Annotated in this window: 14 protein-coding genes; 2 read left to right on the top strand and 12 right to left on the bottom strand. The window is 61.3% G+C overall.

Annotation, left to right across the window (positions count from 1 at the left end; all coding sequences use genetic code 11):
- Positions 1-8: 8 nt before the first annotated feature.
- From M1D68_RS22275 to prmA, 7 genes are all read right to left on the bottom strand, one after another.
- Positions 9-2,783: a response regulator gene (locus M1D68_RS22275; RefSeq protein ID WP_457968367.1), complete on the bottom strand. Its 2,775-nt coding sequence runs from the start codon at positions 2,781-2,783 to the stop codon at positions 9-11.
- Positions 2,784-2,882: 99 nt separating this feature from the next.
- Complete coding sequence (gene purD / locus M1D68_RS22270) at positions 2,883-4,178, bottom strand: phosphoribosylamine--glycine ligase (protein WP_434560865.1); 1,296 nt, start codon at positions 4,176-4,178, stop codon at positions 2,883-2,885.
- A 156-nt stretch (positions 4,179-4,334) separates the two neighbouring features.
- Positions 4,335-5,942 (bottom strand): bifunctional phosphoribosylaminoimidazolecarboxamide formyltransferase/IMP cyclohydrolase, encoded by a 1,608-nt coding sequence (gene purH, locus M1D68_RS22265; RefSeq protein WP_420766270.1) that lies wholly within the window; start codon positions 5,940-5,942, stop codon positions 4,335-4,337.
- Between the two features lie 83 nt (positions 5,943-6,025).
- Positions 6,026-6,346, bottom strand: coding sequence for a DNA-binding transcriptional regulator Fis (gene fis, locus M1D68_RS22260; protein ID WP_007921650.1), 321 nt, complete (start codon positions 6,344-6,346; stop codon positions 6,026-6,028).
- A complete protein-coding gene (dusB, locus tag M1D68_RS22255) occupies positions 6,343-7,350 on the bottom strand; it encodes a tRNA dihydrouridine synthase DusB (RefSeq protein WP_434560863.1) in 1,008 nt (335 codons plus the stop codon). The genes fis and dusB overlap by 4 nt, the downstream gene beginning before the upstream one ends.
- A 184-nt stretch (positions 7,351-7,534) precedes the next feature.
- The gene (locus M1D68_RS22250; protein ID WP_434607976.1) at positions 7,535-8,758 is read right to left on the bottom strand and encodes a DUF3426 domain-containing protein; all 1,224 of its coding nucleotides are present in this window, start codon (positions 8,756-8,758) and stop codon (positions 7,535-7,537) included.
- Positions 8,759-8,788: 30 nt separating this feature from the next.
- A complete protein-coding gene (gene prmA / locus M1D68_RS22245; protein ID WP_420766273.1) occupies positions 8,789-9,667 on the bottom strand; it encodes a 50S ribosomal protein L11 methyltransferase in 879 nt (292 codons plus the stop codon).
- 191 nt (positions 9,668-9,858) lie between these two features.
- On the opposite strand from prmA, the gene M1D68_RS22240 reads away from it, so the two are divergent.
- Positions 9,859-13,836, top strand: coding sequence for a dermonecrotic toxin domain-containing protein (locus tag M1D68_RS22240; RefSeq protein WP_457968363.1), 3,978 nt, complete (start codon positions 9,859-9,861; stop codon positions 13,834-13,836).
- Between the two features lie 79 nt (positions 13,837-13,915).
- On the opposite strand, the gene accC is transcribed toward M1D68_RS22240, so the two are convergent.
- The 5 genes from accC to M1D68_RS22215 form a co-directional block, all read right to left on the bottom strand.
- Positions 13,916-15,271: an acetyl-CoA carboxylase biotin carboxylase subunit gene (gene accC, locus M1D68_RS22235; protein ID WP_420766275.1), complete on the bottom strand. Its 1,356-nt coding sequence runs from the start codon at positions 15,269-15,271 to the stop codon at positions 13,916-13,918.
- A 17-nt stretch (positions 15,272-15,288) separates the two neighbouring features.
- Positions 15,289-15,753, bottom strand: a complete 465-nt coding sequence (accB, locus tag M1D68_RS22230) for an acetyl-CoA carboxylase biotin carboxyl carrier protein (RefSeq protein ID WP_434560857.1) — start codon at positions 15,751-15,753, stop codon at positions 15,289-15,291.
- Between the two features lie 48 nt (positions 15,754-15,801).
- Positions 15,802-16,254, bottom strand: coding sequence for a type II 3-dehydroquinate dehydratase (gene aroQ / locus M1D68_RS22225; protein ID WP_457968361.1), 453 nt, complete (start codon positions 16,252-16,254; stop codon positions 15,802-15,804).
- Between the two features lie 349 nt (positions 16,255-16,603).
- Positions 16,604-17,497 (bottom strand): methyl-accepting chemotaxis protein, encoded by an 894-nt coding sequence (locus M1D68_RS22220; RefSeq protein WP_434611671.1) that lies wholly within the window; start codon positions 17,495-17,497, stop codon positions 16,604-16,606.
- Between the two features lie 1,104 nt (positions 17,498-18,601).
- Positions 18,602-20,272, bottom strand: coding sequence for a diguanylate cyclase (locus M1D68_RS22215; RefSeq protein ID WP_420766278.1), 1,671 nt, complete (start codon positions 20,270-20,272; stop codon positions 18,602-18,604).
- Positions 20,273-20,690: 418 nt separating this feature from the next.
- On the opposite strand from M1D68_RS22215, the gene M1D68_RS22210 reads away from it, so the two are divergent.
- Positions 20,691-21,758 (top strand): DUF2333 family protein, encoded by a 1,068-nt coding sequence (locus M1D68_RS22210; RefSeq protein WP_420766279.1) that lies wholly within the window; start codon positions 20,691-20,693, stop codon positions 21,756-21,758.

The following is a 21,758-nucleotide window of genomic DNA, read 5'->3' as shown; positions in this document are numbered from 1 at the left end:
CTGTCGGCTCAGGACGTATGCGCTGTATTGTTTTGCTGATCGCGCTGGGCCACCCAGTGTTCGATCAGCTCACGCAACTGCGACAGTTCCACCGGCTTGGCCATGTGCCCGTCCATGCCCGCCTGGCGAGCGCGCTCCTTGTGTTCGGCGAGGATATGCGCGGTGAGCGCCACCACTGGCGTGCGGGTGCGCTGGTTTCCGACTTCCCAGGCGCGTAGCTGTTGGGTGGCGGAGAACCCATCGAGAATGGGCATCTCACAGTCCATCAGCACCAGGTCGTAGCGTTGCTCTTTCATCGCCTTGAGCGCTTCTTCGCCGTTGCTGGCGGTGTCGGGTTGCAGATTGAGCTTGCCGAGCATGCCGCGAATGACCTTGGTGGAGATGGTGTTGTCTTCTGCCACCAGGATGCGGAAATCGCTGGGGACTTTCACTGGGAGTGGCAGACCGGCGTTGACCGGGACATTCGGCGCCTGGCCTTTATTACGCTGGTTCAGTTCGTCCGCCAGGGTGGTCTTGAGCGTGTAACCTGCCACGGGTTTGGCGAGGATGCGCTTGACACCGCTGTTGCGCGCCACGATCTTGCTGGGCGCGTTGCTGATGCCGGTCAGCATGATCAGCAGGATATCGTGGTTGAGGCTTGGGTCTTCCTTGATCTTGGCGGCCAGTTGCATGCCGGTCATGCCAGGCATGTTCTGGTCCAGCAGCACCACGTCGAAGTAGTCGCGCAGGTGCGCCTTGGTGCGCAGCAGCGCGAGGGCTTCCTTGCCCGACGGTACGGCGCTGACGTTCAGGCCCCAAGCGCTGCATTGCTGCACGAGCACCTTGCGGCAGGTGTCGTTGTCATCGACCACCAAGACCCGCGCGCCCTGTAGCGGGCCATCGAGGTCGGCGGTCGGATGTTCCAGGCGGTCTGGGTCCAGCGGCAAGGTCAGCCACAAGGTGCTGCCTTGGCTGCTGCCACTCTTGATGCCGAATTCGCCATTCATCAGCATGATCAACTGGCGAGCGATGACCAGCCCCAGGTTGCCGCCCAGGCGCGTGGCCGATAGGACGTTCTTGCTGTGCAGCTCGGCATGCATCAGCGTTTCGCGTTCTTCGGCATCCATGGGCGAGCCGCTGTCCTGTACCGCGATTCGCAGGCGCGGTTGACTGCTGCGCTCGTCGAGGGCGACAACGATCAGGACCTCGCCTTCATCGGTTTTCTTCAAGGCATTTTCCAGCAGGCTCAACAGCGCCTGACGCAGCCGTGTAGGATCGCCGCTGATGACCCGAGGCACTTGGGGCTGGATGAAGCTGATCAGCTCGACATTCTGCTGTTCGGCCTTGGCGCGGAAGATGCTCAGGCAGTCCTCGATCAGTGCATTGAGATCGAACTGCACGTCATCCAGCTCGATTTGCCCGGATTCGAGACGGGAAATGTCGAGAATCTCGTTGATCAGGGTAAGCAGTTCATTGCCGGCGCTGTGGATCGTCTGCACGTAGTCGCGCTGTTTGACGGAGAGCGGCGTGCCCAGCAATAGCTCGGTCATGCCCAGCACGCCATTCATCGGTGTGCGGATCTCGTGGCTGATCTTGGCCAGGAACTCGGCCTTGGCGTTGATCTCGGCATTGCTCGCCGCCAGGTCGCGGCTCAGGCTGAAACGGTTTTCATTGATCGATCGCTGGCGTTCGCCCAACGCGACGCTCATCAGCAGGCCGCTGACGCAGATAATGACCAGCAAGGTGACGATCAGCCCTTGGGGCGCGACTTCGGTCAGCCCTTGCAGGGCTGGAAGAATGATCAGCGTACCCAGGTTGAACACCACCATGGCGGCGACGAAAAGCCGCGCCGGGCGGTAGCCCTTCTGCCAGTGCCAGGCGCTGACGAACAGCATGCTCAGGCCGGCCAGGGCCACCAGCGCATAAGTCATGATATTGAGGGGCAGCGTGTTGACGAATAACAGCAACAGGCTGCAGAGCATGATGAAGACAATTTCGCCCAGCAGCAGCCGGTCCAATGGATGCGGTCCCATTGGGGCGAAATAACGATAGGCGAACATCAAGCCGCAGGGCGCGGTCAGCAACAAGGCCAGATAGGCACCCGGCGTCTGGATCGCCGGCCAGTCAGGCAGCCAGGCCCCAGCGAGGTTCAGCAGCAGTACCAGGCTGAGCATCAGCAGCCCTTCGCAGGCGGCCAGCCACAGGCAACTGCGCGATCGGGTATAAGCGTAGCGGGTGAGGTTGTGCAGGATCAGCATGGCGATACAGCCGAACAACAGCCCATAGACCAGCGTCTGGTTCTGGTTGGCCGCCGCCAGGACCGCCGGCTGCAACGTGACATAGGGGCGCAGTTCGTAGCGCGATGCCAGTCTCAGGTAGACGTCCAGCGATTTATCGCTGCGCGGCAAGGGCAGCATGAAATCGCTGCTGGGCACCGTAGGTTCGGTATGCGGCATGGCGTTGCCGGTGACTTGTTGGCTGACCAGAGTGTCGCCATCCAGCACATAAAGATTCAGGCGCGACAGATCGGGCGCGAAGACCCGCAGGATCTGTTCATGCCTGTCGGGGGAAAGCCGGAAGCGCAGCCACAGGGCTCCCCCCGGCTCGGCTGCCTTGAGGTGATCCAGGTCAATGGGGCTGAACTGGTTGGTATAGCGGGCAGAGCGGATGTCGCTCAGCTTCAGGTCGCCCTGTTCGTCGAGCAATACCGCCCAGCCGCTGCCGGGCGCAGCCTGTGCCGGGAACACGCAGAGCAGCGTCAGCAGGGTAACGGTCAAGCTTATGGCAATCCTGAGCCAGCGCACGGCGAAATCCCTTCGTAGGTTGATGCCAGATGATAACTATGCGCGGCGCCCGAGCAGACAGGCAAGAGCTCTGGACCCTTGCCTGTCTGAATGACCGGATTATTCCAGGTTTTCGCCACGCTCGCGTGCAATGGCACGGTAGCCAATGTCCTTGCGGTAGAAACAGCCTTCCCAATCAATCTGCGCGGCAAGCTTGTAGGCTTGCTGCTGAGCGGCGTCGACGCTGGCACCCATGGCAGTGGCGCACAACACTCGACCACCAGCCGTCACGACCTGGCCGTCCTTCAATGCCGTACCTGCGTGGAAAACCTTACCTTCCAACTGGGCGGCGGCTTCCAGGCCCTTGATGGCGCTGCCCTTGGCGTAGTCGCCCGGGTAACCACCGGCCGCCAGCACGATGCCAACGCTCGGACGTGGATCCCATTGGGCTTCAACCTTGTCCAGCGCTTGGGCCAGAGCGGCCTCGACCAGCAGCACCAGGCTCGATTGCAGGCGCAGCATGACCGGCTGGGTCTCAGGATCGCCGAAACGGCAGTTGAATTCGATGACTTTTGGGTTACCAGCCTTGTCGATCATCAGGCCAGCATAGAGGAAACCGGTGTAGACGTTGCCTTCCTCGGCCATGCCACGCACGGTTGGCCAGATGACCTGGTCCATCACGCGCTGGTGAACGTCGGCGGTGACCACTGGCGCGGGGGAGTAGGCACCCATGCCGCCGGTGTTCGGGCCGCTGTCGCCATCGCCGACGCGCTTGTGGTCCTGGCTGGTGGCCATGGGCAGGACGTTCTTGCCATCGACCATGACGATGAAGCTGGCTTCCTCGCCGTCGAGGAATTCTTCGATTACCACACGGGAACCGGCGTCACCGAAGGCGTTGCCAGCGAGCATGTCGCGTACGGCTTCTTCGGCCTCGCTCAGGGTCATGGCCACGATCACGCCTTTACCAGCGGCCAGGCCATCGGCCTTGATCACGATCGGTGCGCCTTTTTCGCGCAGGTAAGCCAATGCCGGTTCGATTTCGGTGAAGTTCTGGTAGTCGGCAGTTGGGATCTTGTGGCGCGCCAGGAAATCCTTGGTGAACGCTTTCGAACCTTCCAGCTGCGCGGCGCCGGCAGTCGGGCCGAAGCAGTCCAGGCCACGGGAGCGGAACAGATCGACTACACCGGCAACCAGTGGTACTTCCGGACCGACGATGGTCAGCGAGACATTTTTCTCGGCGAAATCGGCCAGTTGCTCCAGGGCCAGCACGTCGATGGCGACGTTCTCGCACTTGGCTTCGATGGCGGTGCCGGCATTGCCCGGAGCGACAAAGACCTTCTGCACGCGCGGATCCTGAGCCACTTTCCAGGCCAGGGCGTGTTCACGGCCACCGCTGCCAATGATCAAAACATTCATTTCAAAAAACCTCGATGACGCTGATTCTGGATGCAGCGTTAAAGCTGCCTTTCTGTGGGAGCGAGCTTGCTCGCGATGGCGGTGCGTCAGCGGACGTCAATGCTGACTGAACCGGCGCTATCGCGAGCAAGCTCGCTCCCACAGTGGGTCGGTGTATCAGTGACGGAAGTGGCGCATGCCGGTGAACACCATTGCAATCCCTGCCTCGTCGGCGGCAGCAATCACTTCTGCATCACGCATCGAACCACCCGGCTGGATCACCGCGGTGATGCCGACCTTGGCCGCATTGTCGATGCCATCACGGAACGGGAAGAACGCATCGGAGGCCATGACCGCGCCCTGGACCTGCAAACCAGCGTGTTCAGCCTTGATGGCGGCGATGCGAGCCGAGTTCACGCGGCTCATCTGACCGGCGCCGACGCCGATAGTCTGGCGGTTCTTGGCGTAGACGATGGCGTTGGATTTGACGTACTTGGCGACTTTCCAGGCGAAGATCAGGTCGTTGATTTCCTGCTCGCTCGGGGCGCGCTGGGTCACGACCTTCAGGTCTTCACTGCCGATCATGCCGATATCGCGGCTCTGGACCAGCAGGCCGCCGTTGACGCGCTTGTAGTCCCAGGCCGGCGCCCGGTCGGCCGACCATTGGCCGCAGGCCAGCAGGCGCACGTTGGCCTTGGCGGCAACGATAGCGCGGGCTTCTTCGCTGACGGAGGGGGCAATGATCACCTCGACGAACTGGCGCTCGACGATGGCCTTGGCGGTCTCGGCGTCCAGTTCACGGTTGAAGGCGATGATGCCGCCGAAGGCCGACTCGGTGTCGGTGGCGTAGGCCAGCTCGTAGGCCTGGCGGATGCCGCCCTCGGCGTCCGGGCTCACCGCCACGCCGCACGGGTTGGCGTGCTTGACGATTACGCAGGCTGGCTTGACGAAGCTCTTCACGCATTCCAGCGCGGCGTCGGTATCGGCTACGTTGTTGAAGGAAAGTTCCTTGCCTTGCAACTGGGTGGCGGTGGCGATGCCGACTTCGGCAGGCTTGGCTTCCACGTAGAACGCCGCGCTCTGGTGCGGGTTCTCGCCGTAGCGCATTTCCTGGGCCTTGACGAATTGGGTGTTGAAGGTGCGCGGGAATTCGCTGCGGCCTTCGGTGCCCAGGGTTTCGGCCGCCTGGTTCACGGTGCCCATGTAGTTGGCGATCATGCCGTCGTAGGCCGCGGTGTGTTCGAAGGCCTTGAGCATCAGGTCGAAACGCTGGGCGTAGGTCAGGCCACCGGCCTTGAGATTTTCCAGCACGCTGGCGTAGTCGCTGGCGTTGACCACGATCGCCACGTCTTTATGGTTCTTGGCCGCCGAGCGGACCATGGTCGGGCCGCCGATGTCGATGTTCTCGATGGCGGTCGGCAGGTCGCAGCCGGGCTTGTTGATGGTGGCTTCGAACGGGTAGAGGTTGACCGCTACCAGGTCGATCGGCTTGATGCCGTGTTCGTTCATGATGGCGTCGTCGATGCCGCGACGGCCCAGGATCCCGCCGTGGATTTTCGGGTGCAGGGTCTTGACGCGACCGTCCATCATTTCCGCGAAACCGGTGTAGTCAGCGACTTCCACCGCGGCGACGCCGTTGTCCTGCAGCAACTTGAAGGTCCCGCCGGTGGAGAGGATCTCGACGCCCAACTGTTGCAGCTCGCGGGCGAATTCAAGGATCCCGGTCTTGTCGGAGACGCTGATCAAGGCGCGGCGGATCGGCAGGCGGGTGGTCTGGTCGGTCATTTCAGGTTCCATCAAAAGCAAGGGAAGTCAGCAAAAAAGGCGACCGTTTTTTACGCGGGCGCCTTTCTGGTTTGATTGAATGCTTAAAGTAGATCGTACTGCTTGAGTTTCTTGCGCAGGGTTCCGCGATTCAAGCCCAGCAGCTCGCTGGCCTTGGTCTGGTTGCCCTTGACGTAGTTCATCACGCTTTCGAGCAGAGGCGCCTCGACTTCGGAGAGCACCAGGTTGTACACATCCGTGACGGCAGCGCCCTCAAGGTGGGCGAAATAATTGTGCAGCGCCTTCTCGACGCTCCCGCGAAGGGTCTGGCCTTCTTCGCTGGGCGTATTGAGGTGCTGTTTCAAATTCACGTTGTCGCTCACGGGTGCTGTTCCACTCACTAAAGTCTCGGTCATCATCGTCATGCGGCCACCCCTTCGTCCCCTGTCAGGCTCTTGTAACGTTCGGCGAAAAACGCCTGAACGTCGGCGCATTGTGCTTGCGTACCATCCAAACGATTGAAACGGGCGCGAAACTCCCTGGCGCCCGGCAGGGTTGCGAGATACCAGCCCACATGCTTGCGAGCGATGCGTACGCCCATGACTTCTCCGTAGAAGGCATGCAGCGCGGCCAGATGCTCTAGCAGAATACGTTCCACCTCGGACAACTGCGGCGCAGCGAGCTTTTCTCCCGTGCGCAGGTAATGTTCGATTTCACGAAAAATCCATGGCCGCCCCTGGGCGGCCCGGCCGATCAACAGGCCGTCGGCACCGGTCGCGTCCAGCACGTACCGGGCCTTCTCGGGCGAGTCGACATCGCCATTGGCGAAGACCGGAATGGACACCGCCTGCTTGATCGCGGCTATGGTGTCGTACTCGGCTTCGCCGGTGTACAGGTCGGCACGGGTGCGGCCATGGACCGCAAGCGCCGTGATACCTGCCTGTTCGGCGATCTTCGCCACCGTCAGGCCGTTCTTGTTCTCCCGGTCCCATCCGGTGCGGATCTTCAGGGTCACCGGCACATCGACCGCGGCGACAACCGCCTGCAGGATCTCGGTGACCAGCGCTTCGTCTTTCAACAGTGCCGAGCCTGCGGCCTTGTTGCAGACCTTCTTCGCCGGGCAGCCCATGTTGATGTCGATAATCTGCGCCCCCAGCTCTACGTTGGCTCGGGCCGCTTCCGCCAACATCTGTGCATCACCACCGGCGATCTGTACCGAGCGCGGCTCGGGATCACCTTCGTGGATCATGCGCAGGCGCGATTTGCGGGTGTTCCACAAACTCATGTCGCTGGTGACCATTTCCGAAACCACGAGTCCTGCGCCCAATCGTTTGCACAACTGACGGAAGGGCTGGTCGGTGACGCCCGCCATAGGGGCCAGGACCAGACCGTTCTGCAATGTATATGGGCCGATGCGTACCGCCGACATAGGAGTTCCCTGAAGTGGGGCCGGATCATGAGACTTCGAAAAAGGGTTGGCATGATACCCGCTCTCGATGACTGGATAAAGGTCGAATTGGATAAAATCTGAACAGCTATTCCGTTATCGCCAGCGGTTTGGTCCGGGTCGGGCGAGTCAGAATGCCGTCGTCAATCGATCGACCCTGCAGCCTTCATTCGGGCGAATGGAAGCTCAGGCTGTAGTTCACCGCCTTCGGTCCCGGATCGAGGATGTCCAGGGCGATATGGATCGGCGTCTGCGGCGGCATTTCCCCCCGGCCTTCGAGATCTCCGCCCAAATACTCACCTGGCTTGAAACGGCGACTGGCGATCAGGTGGCCGTTGAGGTCGGCAAAGCGCAGCTCCAGCAGTGGGAAGGGCTGGGAGAAGGGCGCGCGGTTGTAGATGATCGCATCCACCACCAGGGCTGCGCTGAACTCTGGATGGCTGCGCACCACCAGGTTGCTGCTCTTGATCTTGGCGATGTCGACCTTGGAGGGGACGTCGCAGCCGATGGCCGGGCAGATTTGCAGGAACCACGGGCGGTACTGGTCCTGGCGAGCCAATTCCTCGAAGTGATAGGCGATGTACTGACCGCCCAGGGCTGCGGCGGCGAGCAGCACCAGCAAACCCCAAAGCAAGCGCCGGCCCCAGGGCGAGCGGCGTTTGCGCCAATCAAGTTGCAGCGGGTCGTCGTCCAGGTCCTGGAGGGCTTCGGCGCGTATGCCGGGCTCCTGGCGATCACGTTTCTTGCGCGGTGTCGCCAGCGGCTCCGGCTCGTCGTCCAGGTCGTCCGTGGCGGACAGTCGCTCCAGGTGCTCGTCGGTCTCCTCGTCCGGCGCCAGGCTCAGCGGGGCGACGGGCTCATCGTCCGGTTCCAGCGGCTCGAGGGCCAGGGACAAGGATGGCTCGGTTCGCGGCGGGCGGGCCGGTTCATGGGGTTCGAACGGTTCGAGAGGGGGCTGGATGGCGGTCTCGGCGCGCTCGGCGGTAGATTCGCTGTACAGGCTGTCAGCCCAGGGCTCCTGGTCGCTCGAAGGATGCTCGCGCAGTGCGCTCAGGTTGTCTTCGCGGCGCCGTCCGAAGGTGTCGGGTGCGCGTTTGTCGCGCCGTTCCAGACGAGCCAGTTCCTTGTCCAGGTCATCGAGATCCAGTTCGGCGGCAGTCCATTGTTTCTGGCTGATCGCCCGTGGCGCTTCGACCACGGGTTTTGCCGGGGAAGCTGGAGCAGTAGCGACGTCCTTGGTGGCGCGTTGCTCCAGCAATTGCTTCGCGGCATTGAACACTTGCAGGCACGAGCCGCAACGAACCACCCCGCGTGCCACGCTCAATTGAGCATGGCTGACGCGAAAACTGGTGTGGCAATGCGGGCACTGAGTGACGAAGCTGTCGGTCATGCGGCAATCCGGTCGATACAGGCGGTCATTCTAGCGCCGACGTCCAGTGATGCGCACCCAGCCATCGCGATTGGCGATCGGGTCCAGGTTGAAATCCGCGGCATAAGCGGCAGCGACTTCTTCACCCTGTTCGGCGAGGATGCCCGACAATGCCAGGCGTCCGCCCGGTTTGACCAGACTCGACAATTGCGGCGCCAGGGACACCAGCGGGCCGGCAAGAATGTTCGCCACCAGCACGTCGGCCTGTACTTTCGGCAGATCCTCGGGCAAGTACAGCGGGAACAGCGCTTCGTCGATGTTGTTGCGCCCGGCGTTGTCGCGGGAGGCTTCCAGGGCCTGGACATCGATGTCGGTGCCGACCGCTTCCTTGGCACCCAGCAGCAGGGCGGCGATGGCCAGGATCCCCGAGCCGCAGCCGAAGTCGAGCACATTGCAGCCGTCCAGGTCCTGGCCGTCGAGCCATTCCAGGCACAGCGCGGTGGTGGGATGAGTGCCAGTACCGAAGGCCAGGCCCGGGTCCAGCAGCAGGTTCACCGCGTCCGGTTCCGGCGCTGCATGCCAGCTCGGCACGATCCACAGGCGCTGGCCGAAACGCATGGGTTGGAAGTTGTCCATCCAACTGCGTTCCCAATCCTGGTCTTCAATCACTTCGCTGTGATGTTCGGGCAACGGGCCGCCGGTGAGCAGCTCCAAATGGGCGAGCACGCTGGCCGCCTCGGTGCCGCCTTCGAACAGCGCCAGCAGGTGGGTGTGGGACCACAGCGGGGTGGTGTTGAGCTCAGGCTCGAAGATCGGCTGGTCTTCGGCGTCCATGAAAGTCACCGATACGGCACCTACTTCAAGAAAGGCGTCTTCGTAGGTTTCGGCTTGTTCCGGGCTGATGGCCAGGCGTACTTGCAGCCAAGGCATGGCGGGTACCTTTGAAAAATCGATAGGGGGCAGCAGGAGGCTGCAAAGGCGCGCAGTGTACGCCAGGTCGCTCCCAAAGTGGATAAGCGAGGCCTGGACGGGCCCGGTTGGTGTTTCGATATATATATGTATGACATCGGCCTGCCGCAGGGCGGATAAGGTGCGCATCCACACAACAGGGAAGGATGTGCATGGACGACATGGCCGAGTGGCAACAAGACAGGGATGGCGCGACGTCGTTATCTGACCGGAAAGAGGCATCTGCCCAGGCGATTCTGGAAAAGCTGACGGGCTGGCAGACTGTTATCGAGGCAAAGATGCAGGCCCAGAATACTTTTCTGGAGGAGCTGGAAGTTTATCTGCTGGTCGGGCTGCGTACCCATTATCGTCATGGCAACATCGATTCAGACTTCATTGGCACGCTGCTCGACGCGGTGTTGCAACGCAAGATCGACCCGTCGCCCGCGGTTTATGACGAGCATCAGGATGCGCCTTATCGCTGGGAAGGGGGGGCTGACCTGGGGTTCTCGGCTGAACGTCGGGATATCCTCGAGCAGGTCCTCGAAGGGACCGCTTCGACCATCCTCAACCATTACGAGGACTATCTTCGGCGCCATTGGAAAATGGCCGGACACGATGCTGCGCTCGAAAGCATCGTCCAGGAAAAACTCAACGAGCATGTGGCGGCAATCGACGCCATCCTTCAACCGCAAAGGTTGGTTGGGTTGGATGTCGAGCAACTGCGCGCAAGGATAGAGGAGCTGCAACAATCCTGGCGCCACATGGGGAAAGCGAATGCGCTGGCGACCCCTCGGGAGCGACGGGCATTGGAAGCGATAATGCGTGCGCAATTGCCTGATTGGCTACGGGGGTTGGGTGCAGCCGACCGTAAACGGTTGGAGGCGTTGAGCGAACATGCTGGGCAAACCCAGGCAATGGTCGATGAATTGCTCGACGGCTTGGGCTCCCTGGAAGCGTTCGCTCGGCGCCAGGCCCAAGGCTACATCAGGCGCGAGCTGGACATGGAAGTCGAACCTGACAGGGTTCGCGTGCAGCTGCAGTGGCGAGCGGTCATTGGCCAGCCTGTGCGAACCTATAACCTGAGTGAACTGGTGGCGGCGGGGCCGGTCAGGCCCGATGCGGTGACGGTGCGCCTGGTGGAGAATGGCGGCATGCTGCGCAACGAGCCCCTTGCCTCGGCATTCGTGGGGCAGATGTTGTCGAGCCTGGACGCACCTGCCGGTTACTTTTCTGCATTGTCGAGTCGGTACAACCGCGCGGACCTCAAGGACGCCCTGCTCGATTGGTTCATGGCGCGATTGCGACACAGCGCATTTGTCGCGCGGTGCGCGGGCCTAGTCACGGTGTCCAGCCACGACGAGCTCTACACCTTGCTGAACAGCTCATTTGCTGGACAAGGCGTGGGTGGATTGCAGGTTACCAATGTCGAACTGCCCAATTCGTTCCGATGCGCCGATCTGCTGCTGTTCTACCACGACGATGCACAGGGACAAGTCAGCGCCCCCCTGCTGTATGCCCCTGGTAAGCCCGATGGGCAGGAGTGGATCGCCCTGCCTTCGCTTCGGGCCGTGAGCGCCGAGATCGGTAGCTGGATTGCGAGCGAAACGGGTCGTGAATACCTGTTGCAGCAGATCTCCCCGGTTGAACGTGACAGCGCTCGGGAATATTTTGTCGGCGTGAGGCAAAAGCCGACCACATGGGATTTGAGCAGGGACCCCAGAGGGACGCAAAAAGGCCTCAGGCATTGTCTTGAGCAGGCTGTCCTGACAGGGCTGAACCACAATCTGCAGCAGGTGGAATGGCACGACTCGCCTCGCTGGTACTCGGCCTTGCCACTTGAATCGCGGCGAAGCATCAGTGGCTTGAAGCAAGAGTCCCTGGTCCATCAGCAGGTCTTCGATGAGCAGTTGGCGGGTTATGAACTTTTTGTCGACTTTGCCAAGCGTACCGTCACGCAAGCGATTGCTCCGTATATGCGCAGCAAGGGCGTACGAGAACCGGTGGATCCGGAGACGGTTCTTATCGACTACTTCCCGGGGCTGGGAAGTGACAGGAGGGTAGCCAGCCTGCTGGAACTCGCGATTTATGGGTACGACGACAACGCTGGGATCGACAACCCGGAACAAGGTGTGCGCTCGTCCGTTGGACAGGATTTGGGCCAGGTCCGCAGCGCCGACCTGGCGCTTTATGTTCGTGGGGCCTACCTGGGCGAAAAATACGCCAAGGAAATCCGTGCCAGGTTTCTCGATGCCAATGACCCGCAATACCAGAAGCGTCGTGATGCCTGTCGCTACATGCTGCTGGCGAAGATGGATCGCGACCTACGTATCGCGTATGGCCGGTCAGTGTTGAGCACCGACGCGTTCAACTGGCTCACGCGGCAAGTCACGTTGCTGAGCGACAGGAGACCGGCTGGCGGCCCTATCTATCCAGCGACGGCGGTCACGCGTGAAGGTGTGTTCAAGTTTACGGTCAACGGTCATGTCGTGTTGGGCGTCTACGTTTTCGCCTACTTCGAACCGAAGGGCTCCTACTGGCTGTACACGCCCGATGCCCCGGACGGCATCCGTTTTCGCAACTACCTGGCCTTCACCGGGCGCACCGCGGCGCAACTGCACGATTATGTCGTGGAGCGGGTGGCATTGATCGCGCGCGGTTCCGTCGAACAATCGTTGCGGGCATTGGGGGCAGGTACCACGCGCGTCGATACCCTGCGTGAATTCAGCCGTGTGGTCGATATCGACGCTGAGTTCGATGCCTGTATCGAGCGGGCTATCGCCGACGTGGAAGATGTCACCACCCGTCGTGCAGAGGCCATCACGCAGCAGATTCAGAAAGGGCTGCTCTTTGCGGCTGCGCCGGTGTGCATGGTCTTCCCGCCGTTTGCCCTGCTGTTGGATATCGTATTTATCGGCCTCAGCTCCAAGCAGGCAATCGAGGCGCATAGGCAGGGCGATACCCAGGAGGCTCTCGAGCATTGGCTGGAGGTTTCCTGGGGCGCGCTGCTGGCGGTGCCAGGGGTGACCGGCATGGCTGCATTGCTGCGCCGTTCGGTGATGAGTCTCAAGCGTGCGGCCAAGCCGTTGTCGTTGTCGGCGCAACGTCTGAAAGGCGCTGCGGTATCCGCTGTGAACAAGGATACCGGGCCGCTGGTCCAGCCCATCCGTTTGAAGCCAAGGCAGGCGGTCGACGCAACGCCTGAAAATCTGCAATGGGTGAGCGAGGAGGGGATTTTCTACGGCACCTACCGCAGTCCGCCCAGCGCATCGCAGCCACGAAGTACCTATTACATACGCAGCCGGGGCCGGTACTTCCAGGTAAAGGAGGACGCTTACTTTGGCGGTCTATGCCTGGTGGATGCCAGTCGTCCCGGCGCGCTATACAACATGCCCATACGCAGGATGACGAATGGCAAGTGGACGCATAACAGCGTTGGCTTGAGAGGGGGTAATGATGGCGTGCGTAACCTGGGGCGAGTCGACGATCTACGGGAGGCGTTCCCGGGGCGCGTCGATCCTGACGTGACAAGAGGCGCGTTGCAGGGCGAGGCCGTAGTAGCACGCTTCAATGAGGCGACGGCTGACGGGTATCTGTTCTCGCTCAACGCCCAGACATGCGTGATCGCTTCGTTATATAACCCCGTTACCCGAGTGGGGGCGGTCATTCATTTCGATCACAATATTGGCAGGCTCATAGAGGAAGGTGTCGAGGCTCTGTTGCGGCGCCTTGGCGGATCCGCAAAGGATATCCGCGTCACGCTTGTAGGTGGGGACTGGTTGACGGGTCTGGACATTGGCGAGCCGGTCAGGACCGTGATGCGGCGCAAAGGTCTTGAGCCAACCTGGGACTTCTGGTCGTATTCTTCCTGCTTCGGTAATACCTATGGTGTATCGCTGAACCTCAAGAGCGGCATCACTACGGTCTTCAAGATGTCGCAGACCCAAGTCGAGCGTTATTACGTCCCAGTGCTGTCACGGGCCAAGTACAGTACCGATCCGGTATCGATACGTGCGCGTAGATTCATGACGCGCACGCGCAGCGAACCTTTGATGGCAAACGCCAACGGTGCCGTCCGCACCCGCCAGGGCAGGCCGGCGACAACGGCGCAACTTGCGATGAACAGGTTCTCGATGGTGAGCCTGAACTGAGTGGGTCTTCTAGCCCGACGATGGGCAAAAAAAGACCCCGGGCCAAACGGACCGGGGTCTTTTCACATCCCTTGGAGCATCAGTGCTGGTTGCCCAGCTTGTGTTCCAGGTAATGAATGTTGACGCCACCCTCACAGAAACCCTCGTCGCGGACGAGATCGCGGTGCAGCGGGATGTTGGTCTTGATCCCGTCCACCACGATTTCATCCAGCGCATTGCGCATGCGCGCCATGGCTTCTTCACGGGTCGCCCCGTAGGTGATCAGCTTGCCGATCAGCGAGTCGTAGTTCGGCGGAACCGCATAACCGCTGTACAGGTGCGAATCGACGCGAACGCCGTTGCCACCTGGTGCGTGGAAATGCTTGACCGTGCCTGGGCTCGGCATGAAGGTCTTCGGATCTTCAGCGTTGATCCGGCACTCCAGCGAGTGGCCGCGAATAACGACGTCATCTTGAGTGAACGACAGTTTGTTGCCGGCGGCGATGCTGAGCATCTCCTTGACGATGTCGATACCGGTGACCATCTCCGAAACCGGGTGCTCCACCTGAACACGGGTGTTCATTTCGATGAAGTAGAAACGACCGTTTTCGTACAGGAACTCGAAGGTGCCGGCGCCACGGTAGCCGATGTCGATGCAAGCCTTGACGCAGCGAGCCAGGACTTCCTGGCGAGCCTGCTCGTCGATGCCCGGTGCCGGTGCCTCTTCGAGGACCTTCTGGTGACGACGCTGCAGCGAGCAATCGCGGTCGCCCAGATGGATGGCCTGGCCCTGGCCGTCGGACAGAACTTGCACTTCGACGTGGCGTGGGTTGGTCAGGAATTTTTCCAGATAGACCATCGGGTTGCCGAACGCCGCGCCTGCTTCGGAGCGGGTCAGTTTTGCCGAGGAAATCAGGTCTTCTTCCTTGTGAACCACGCGCATGCCGCGACCACCGCCGCCGCCGGCGGCTTTGATGATCACCGGGTAGCCGACTTCGCGGCCGATGCGCAAAGCGGTTTCTTCGTCTTCAGGCAGCGGGCCGTCGGAACCCGGAACGGTGGGTACGCCTGCGGCGATCATGGCGTGCTTGGCGGAAACCTTGTCGCCCATCAGGCGGATGGTCTCGGCTTTCGGGCCGATGAAGGCAAAACCGGAGTTTTCGACCTGTTCGGCGAAGTCGGCGTTTTCCGCCAGGAAGCCGTAGCCAGGGTGAATGGCGGTGGCGCCGGTCACTTCGGCGGCGGCGATAATCGCCGGGATGTGCAGGTAAGAGTGCGCAGCCGACGCGGGACCGATGCAGACGGATTCGTCCGCCAGGCCCAGGTGCATCAGTTCTTTGTCGGCCTTGGAGTAAACGGCGACGGTCTTGATGCCCATCTCTTTGCAGGCACGCAGAATCCGCAGGGCGATCTCACCGCGGTTAGCGATCAGAACTTTTTCCAACTTCGCAGTCATCAAAGGCTCTCCGCGGTTCAAACGATGGTGAACAGCGGTTGGTCGTACTCAACCGGCTGGCCGTCTTCAACGAGGATGGCTTCGATCACACCGCTGGTTTCAGCTTCGATGTGGTTCATCATCTTCATGGCTTCGACGATGCACAGGGTGTCGCCTTTCTTCACGGTCTGGCCAACTTCAACGAAGGAAGGCGAGGTTGGGGAAGACTTGCGATAGAACGTGCCCACCATTGGCGAGCGGGCAACGGTGCCGTTCAGCGCTGGCGCGGCAGGTGCGGCTGGCGCTGCGGCGGCGGCCGGAGCTGCTGCGGGAGCAGGCGCAGCGGCTGGAGCCTGCATCGGTGCAGGTGCGTAGAACTGCTGGGCCGGGGTCTTGCTGTGACGGCTGATGCGTACGGACTCTTCGCCTTCCTTGATCTCGAGCTCGTCGATGCCGGACTCTTCCAGCAACTCGATCAGTTTCTTAACTTTACGGATATCCATGAATCATCAACTCCCAAGGGTCGGTCAGGGGCGTTTAACGCTTGTTGTTCAAGCTGTTGCCTGTTTTTCAAGCTGCTCTAGGGCGGCCTCCAGGGCCAGTCGGTAACCGCTGGCGCCAAGGCCGCAGATCACTCCCACCGCTACATCGGAGAAGTAGGAGTGATGGCGGAAAGGTTCGCGTTTGTGCACGTTGGACAAATGCACTTCGATGAATGGGATGCTCACCGCCAGCAGCGCGTCACGTAATGCGACGCTTGTATGTGTAAAAGCTGCTGGATTGATCAAAATGAAGTCCACGCCTTCGCCACGCGCGGCATGGATGCGGTCGATCAACTCGTATTCGGCATTGCTTTGCAGATAAAGCAAATGATGGCCGGCGTCCCGGGCCCGCTGTTCCAGGTCCTGGTTGATCTGGGCTAGCGTCAAGGCGCCATAAACGCCCGGTTCACGGGTGCCAAGCAGGTTCAGGTTGGGTCCGTGCAGGACCAATAGGGTCGCCATCTGCTGTTCCTTGTTATCTGTGAGCAGGTGTCAGAACCCGGAGACTATGCCGCAAAGCCTTTATGACTGTCCAGTTCTCGGCAATAGCCAGCACGTTGACCGATGTTTACGCGAAGTTTTTGACTGAGCTTCATCATCCGGTCATTCGGTTGAACTGACCCACCGCTATCGCGAGCAGGCTCGCTCCCACAGGGGGATGTGCGGTGAGCATCTTCCTTGGGCCATACCCAATAAATGTGGGAGCGAGCCTGCTCGCGATGACGCCGGCACATTCAATACCCATGCAAACTGAGCCACCGCTATTGCGAGCAGGCTTGCTCCCACAATGGGTTTGTGGTGTTTGCTGAGGTCATACCCGAAATGCCTGGACTGCGGTGTGCAACCGCCCGCCGAGCACCAGGAGGTTGTCGCCTTGCTCGCGACCCTGGCCGATGCGCAGCAGGTTATCCCCGCCCAGTTGGTGAATGCGCTCGCTGTGGTCGCGGATTTCGCTGACAGCGCCGCTTTGCTGAGCCGTGACATCGGCGATTCGCACGGCGGTATCGGCGATGGTCTGGATGGCTGCGACGATTTCATCCAAGGCGCCGTCAGCCGCCTGGGCCTGGCTGGCGGTGGCCTCGGCGTGTTCAACCTGGGCGCGCATGCCGTCCACTGATTGGCGCGCGGCCAGTTGCAAGCGGGCGATCAGCGCCTGGATTTCCGAGGTGGCGCCAGCGGTGCGTTGGGCCAGGGAACGGACTTCTTCAGCCACCACCGCAAAGCCCCGGCCCATTTCCCCGGCGCGGGCGGCTTCGATGGCGGCGTTGAGGGCAAGCAGGTTGGTCTGGTCGGCAATCGAGCGAATGACCGTCAATACGCCACCAATGGTTGCCGACTCCTCGGCCAGTTGTTCGATCATTTGCGCATTGCCTTGCACTTCGCCCACCAACGCATGGAGGCCGGCGAGACTCAAGCCGATGACTTGCTGGCCATGTTCCACGGCGTTACCGGCGCTGCGACTGGCCTGCGCGGCCTGGCTGGCATCGCCAGCCACTTGCTGGATGGTCGCCTCCAGTTCGCCGAGCGAATCACGGATCAATGCGGTGTCGCCGGCCTGGTCCTCGGCGCCACTGTGCAGTTCGCCGCTCAACTCGGCCAGGGCACGGCTACTGCCAGCGACCTGTTCGGCGTTCACCCGAATGGTGCCCACCAGGTCCACGAGATAAGCGCGCAGGCGATTGAGGGACGCCTCGATGTCTTGCATTTCACGGTTGCTGGCGCCCATGTGGATGCCCCGGCTGAAGTCGCCTTCGGCCCAGGTGGACAGGGCCGGCGCCAGGTGCGTCAAGGTGCGGGCCAGGCGCCGTTGCAAGGTGTCGATGAGCAGCGCGATCAGCAGGATCAGGCCGATCATCACGCCCTGGATCAAGCGAACCTCCCTCTGAATCTGCCCATGCTGGGCACGTACCGCCGGTTCCAGGGTGTCGATGGCCGTCTGTGCATCAGCGATTTTCAGGTGGGTGGCGCGGCTCAGTTCGGTGCGCTTTTGGATCAGCTCCCGAGTGCGGGTCAATTCCGCAGGGTAGCGGCCGAGCAGGCTGTTGAGCTCACGCTTGAGACCGATGCCGGCGTCCTCGCTGACAGTTTTTTCCTGGGTTTGCAGGCCCATCAGCGCGGCAAAGTCATCGCTACCCGATTCGCTGCTGGCGGTTACGCCCAGCAGAGGCAGGCTCTCGAGGCGTTCTGCTTGCACACGGATGCCTGCCAGTTCCCGCTCGACATCGGCGGCCAGTTCGCTGCGACCGCTGCTGACCAATTTGTCACGGGTAAGGGACAACCGACCCAGGTGCTGTGAAGCGGCGAACAATGGAGGTGAGTAGGCCGGGGCGCCACTGGCGTACTGGGCGAGTCGATCGAGACTGGCGCTCAGTTCCCGTTCGGCCTGCAACAACAGGGCCTGTGGGTCGCCGGCCAGCTTGCCGGCGGCCAGCAGGTCGGTCCTGCTGAAGTTGTCGAGGTTGGACAGGCTTGGGCGCAGGGTCTTGGCCAGGTCCGGTGGGAACTGGTCCAGCTCCTTTTGCAGGCCTTCCAGTGCTTGGGTGGCCGCGCTGAGGCGCAGGGCGTCGCCGCTGGCCAGGTAGTCCTCGATGTTGCGCGCCACTTCGCTCTGGAACTGCCGCGACAGGCCGAGGTAGCGTTCCATCAACAGGTAGGGTCGCTCCAAGGCAATCTGCGACCACCAAAGGGTCGCGCCAAGGCCAAGGCATACGGCAACTAAGAGAAGGGTGTTGAGATTGGTCAGCAGCTTCAGGCGCATCAAGGGTCTACCGGGGGCAGAATCGAAGTGCCTGAAGTTATTGCGTTTGCGTTACACGTTTATGACCGAATCAGTGGAATCCGATGAAAAGGTGGCACTTTGCTTTGATTGTCTGGCGCTCTGTACCCGGTTGCGTCCGGCATGCTTGGCGCGGTACAGCGCTTCGTCCGCCTGGCTGGCCATCATCAGGCTGTCGGACGCTTCGCTCATTTCCACCACGCCGGCGCTGAAGGTGCACCACAGGTCCTGGGGTTGGGCCGGGTAATGGATTTCGGCGAAGCGTTGGCGGATTTCGTCCAGCACCTGGCAGGCTGCATCAATATCGGTGTCGGGCATGACGATAGCGAACTCTTCGCCGCCATAGCGCCCGATGAAATCGGTCTTGCGCAGGCGCTGCTTGAGAAACAGCGCCAGGCTCTTGATCACTCGGTCCCCCATGGGGTGGCCGTGACTGTCATTGACCCGCTTGAAATGATCGATGTCCAGCATGGCGAAACTCAAGGGCTTGCCTTCGCGGCGGGCGCGAAAACTGCAATCCTCGAGCAATTGCAGGATATGGGTGTGGTTGTAGAGGCCGGTGAGGCTGTCGCGCACCATTCGCGCCTTGAGATTGCGCGCCCGGGCCGCGCGGTTGCGCACGGTGGTGATCAGGTGCCGGGGTTTGATCGGCTTGGTCAGGAAGTCGTCGCCGCCTTCGCTCATGGCGTCGAGCTGCTTATCCAGGTCGTCTTCGGCGGACAGGTAAATGATCGGCACGCTGACATAACGGTCGTTGTGGCGAATTACCTTGGCCAGTTCCGTGCCGGTGCAAGCGGGCATGTACATATCGAGAATGATCAGGTCGGGCTGGAAGTCCGCCAGCTCGGCCATTGCCTGGATCGGCTCGATCAACGTCCGGGTGATGATGCCGGCGCTGTTCAGCAGCCGTTCGGTGTGCAAGGCCTGGGCGCGGGAGTCATCGATGATCAGCACTTTATAGGGCTCGTACTGGGCGACGCAGGTCAGCACTTCGATTTTTTCCAGCAGGCTCGACGCCTCGAGCGTGCCGGTTAGAAATTCCTGGCCGCCGGCGCGCACCGCCGCCAGGCGGGTGGGCGTATCGGTTTCAAGCAGGCTGAAAAAGAGCAGCGGGATGGCCTGGTCGAGGCCTTCCTGGGCTTGGGCCGCTAACGTCAGGCCCACGCCAGGGCCGCTGAAATCCACGTCCATGACGATCGCCGCGGGCAGGCGCTCGACCATCGCGGAGCGGAACGCGGCGATACTGTTCAACGCATGGGCGCTGAGGCCAAAGAATTCCAACTGCTTGGCCAGCCGTTCCGCGCGGTCATGGTCTTGCAGCATCACGTAGATGGGCTTGCGCAGCGGCGGCAGGAAGGTCTGCTCGAGTTGATCGCCGTGGCGCAGGCCGGTGCGGGACAGGCGTTGCATCAAACGGTTGATGTCGCTGATCAACTGGCTGCTCAGGCGGCCGCGATTGGCATCCACCGCTTGCAGCGACTGGCTGATGCCGTGGGCAAGCTGGCAATGCTCGGGCTGTTCGAAACGCTCGGCAAAGCGCAGCAGGCGCAGATTGGCTTCGCTGAGCTCAGACAGGTCGTTACTCGACCACTCGCTGCGTTGCAGGCGCTGCCATATCTCAAGGATCTGGCGAGCCTGATGAATTACCCGCTGGGCAAAGTGGTGCTTGAGGCGCTCACGGCTGGGGTCTTCTGACTCGGTCATATCCTGACTACTAGTTAGGGGGCATGCTGAGGTCGACTGGTGGCTCTATGCTAGCACCTCTTTTCCCTTACATGAGTGTCGTACGTCAATAAACTGCCAAGAGATGCGATTCAGTTTTCGACCGGACGGTCTTCGATTGGCGGCCTGTCATGCACCGGGGGCCGAGAATAAAGGCTTTCGGGGCTTTTTTGGACTGTTTGTCCAGTTGCTTCGTTGGGTGCGCAAGCACGATTCGATTCGCTGATATCGAGTCAGCTCGCTACCAAATCATGACTGGCAGGGTTAAGGGAAACCCTTAGGTGGCTCCTGGTCTGGTGGCGGTAATTGTCCTATAAGCCCAACGACGGATGCCGGCCAAGGCACGTTGATGTAAGGTTGTGGTCGAACCGTGAACTCAAGTGATTGAAGGAACATCGCCATGCTGGACTGGAAAAACCGCGCGGGCAGCGCGCCTGAACGCGCCGCCGAGCCGAAATCGGACACCCGCAGCTACCTGGGCGGGCTGTTTTTCAGCCGGGCACTGGCCACGCTCATTGGTTTGTATCTGCTGGTGACCATTGCGGTGGGTTGGTATTGGAGCCAGGAGCCGGCGCTGTTTCCCGTGCAGCAGAACGCCCAGGCGGCGGCCGAGAAGGACGGCAGGCAAATGGTGGTCGGCTACACCACCGTCGAAACCCTCAAGACCGTGGCCGGAACCTTGCTGACCAAGCAGGGTGGCTACATTTCCAATGACCGCTTCCCGCCGGGCCTGTGGATGGACAACATGCCGAGTTGGGAATACGGCGTGCTGGTGCAGGTTCGCGACCTGAGCCGCGCCTTGCGCAAGGATTTCGCCCGCTCGCAGTCACAGTCCGCCGAAGATGCGGACCTCGCCAAGGCCGAGCCGCGCTTCAACTTCGACAACCGCAGCTGGGTGCTGCCCTCCAGTGAGTCGGAGTACCAGGAAGGCATCAATTCCTTGAGTCGTTACCAGGCGCGCCTCTCCGATCCAGGCCAGAAGAGCGCATTGTTCTATGCCCGCGCCGACAACCTGAACAACTGGCTGGGCGATGTCGGCACTCGCCTGGGGTCGTTGTCCCAGCGGCTGTCCGCCAGCGTCGGCCGGGTCAAGCTCAACACGTCGCTGAAAACCGAAATCCCCGCGCCCGGCCAAGTGCCGCAGGTCGACGAAGAAGTGGTTGAAACCCCATGGCTGCAAATCGATAACGTGTTCTACGAAGCCCGTGGTCAGGCCTGGGCGCTGTCTCATTTGCTGCGCGCCATCGAGGTGGACTTCGCCGACGTGTTGGCCAAGAAGAACGCCACGGTCAGCGTGCGGCAGATCATTCGTGAGCTGGAAGCCTCGCAAGAGCCGGTCTGGAGCCCGATGATCCTCAATGGCAGCGGTTTCGGTGTATTGGCGAACCACTCGCTGGTCATGGCCAACTATATTTCCCGCGCCAATGCGGCGGTCATCGACCTGCGTCAGTTGCTGAACCAGGGCTGA

The sequence above is a fragment of the Pseudomonas sp. R4-84 genome, assembly GCF_054130985.1.
This window is presented reverse-complemented; position numbering and strand designations above follow the sequence as displayed.

Excerpts from the sequence above, each read along its gene's own strand:
- aroQ (WP_457968361.1), bottom strand. The coding sequence starts at position 16,254 with ATGGCGACCCTATTGGTCCTGCACGGACCCAACCTGAACCTGCTTGGC.
- accB (WP_434560857.1), bottom strand. The coding sequence starts at position 15,753 with ATGGATATCCGTAAAGTTAAGAAACTGATCGAGTTGCTGGAAGAGTCC.
- M1D68_RS22240 (WP_457968363.1), top strand. The coding sequence starts at position 9,859 with ATGGACGACATGGCCGAGTGGCAACAAGACAGGGATGGCGCGACGTCG.
- fis (WP_007921650.1), bottom strand. The coding sequence starts at position 6,346 with ATGACGATGATGACCGAGACTTTAGTGAGTGGAACAGCACCCGTGAGC.
- purD (WP_434560865.1), bottom strand. The coding sequence starts at position 4,178 with ATGAATGTTTTGATCATTGGCAGCGGTGGCCGTGAACACGCCCTGGCC.
- M1D68_RS22250 (WP_434607976.1), bottom strand. The coding sequence starts at position 8,758 with ATGACCGACAGCTTCGTCACTCAGTGCCCGCATTGCCACACCAGTTTT.
- M1D68_RS22210 (WP_420766279.1), top strand. The coding sequence starts at position 20,691 with ATGCTGGACTGGAAAAACCGCGCGGGCAGCGCGCCTGAACGCGCCGCC.
- dusB (WP_434560863.1), bottom strand. The coding sequence starts at position 7,350 with ATGTCGGCGGTACGCATCGGCCCATATACATTGCAGAACGGTCTGGTC.
- prmA (WP_420766273.1), bottom strand. The coding sequence starts at position 9,667 with ATGCCTTGGCTGCAAGTACGCCTGGCCATCAGCCCGGAACAAGCCGAA.
- M1D68_RS22220 (WP_434611671.1), bottom strand. The coding sequence starts at position 17,497 with ATGCAAGACATCGAGGCGTCCCTCAATCGCCTGCGCGCTTATCTCGTG.
- M1D68_RS22215 (WP_420766278.1), bottom strand. The coding sequence starts at position 20,272 with ATGACCGAGTCAGAAGACCCCAGCCGTGAGCGCCTCAAGCACCACTTT.
- accC (WP_420766275.1), bottom strand. The coding sequence starts at position 15,271 with ATGACTGCGAAGTTGGAAAAAGTTCTGATCGCTAACCGCGGTGAGATC.
- purH (WP_420766270.1), bottom strand. The coding sequence starts at position 5,942 with ATGACCGACCAGACCACCCGCCTGCCGATCCGCCGCGCCTTGATCAGC.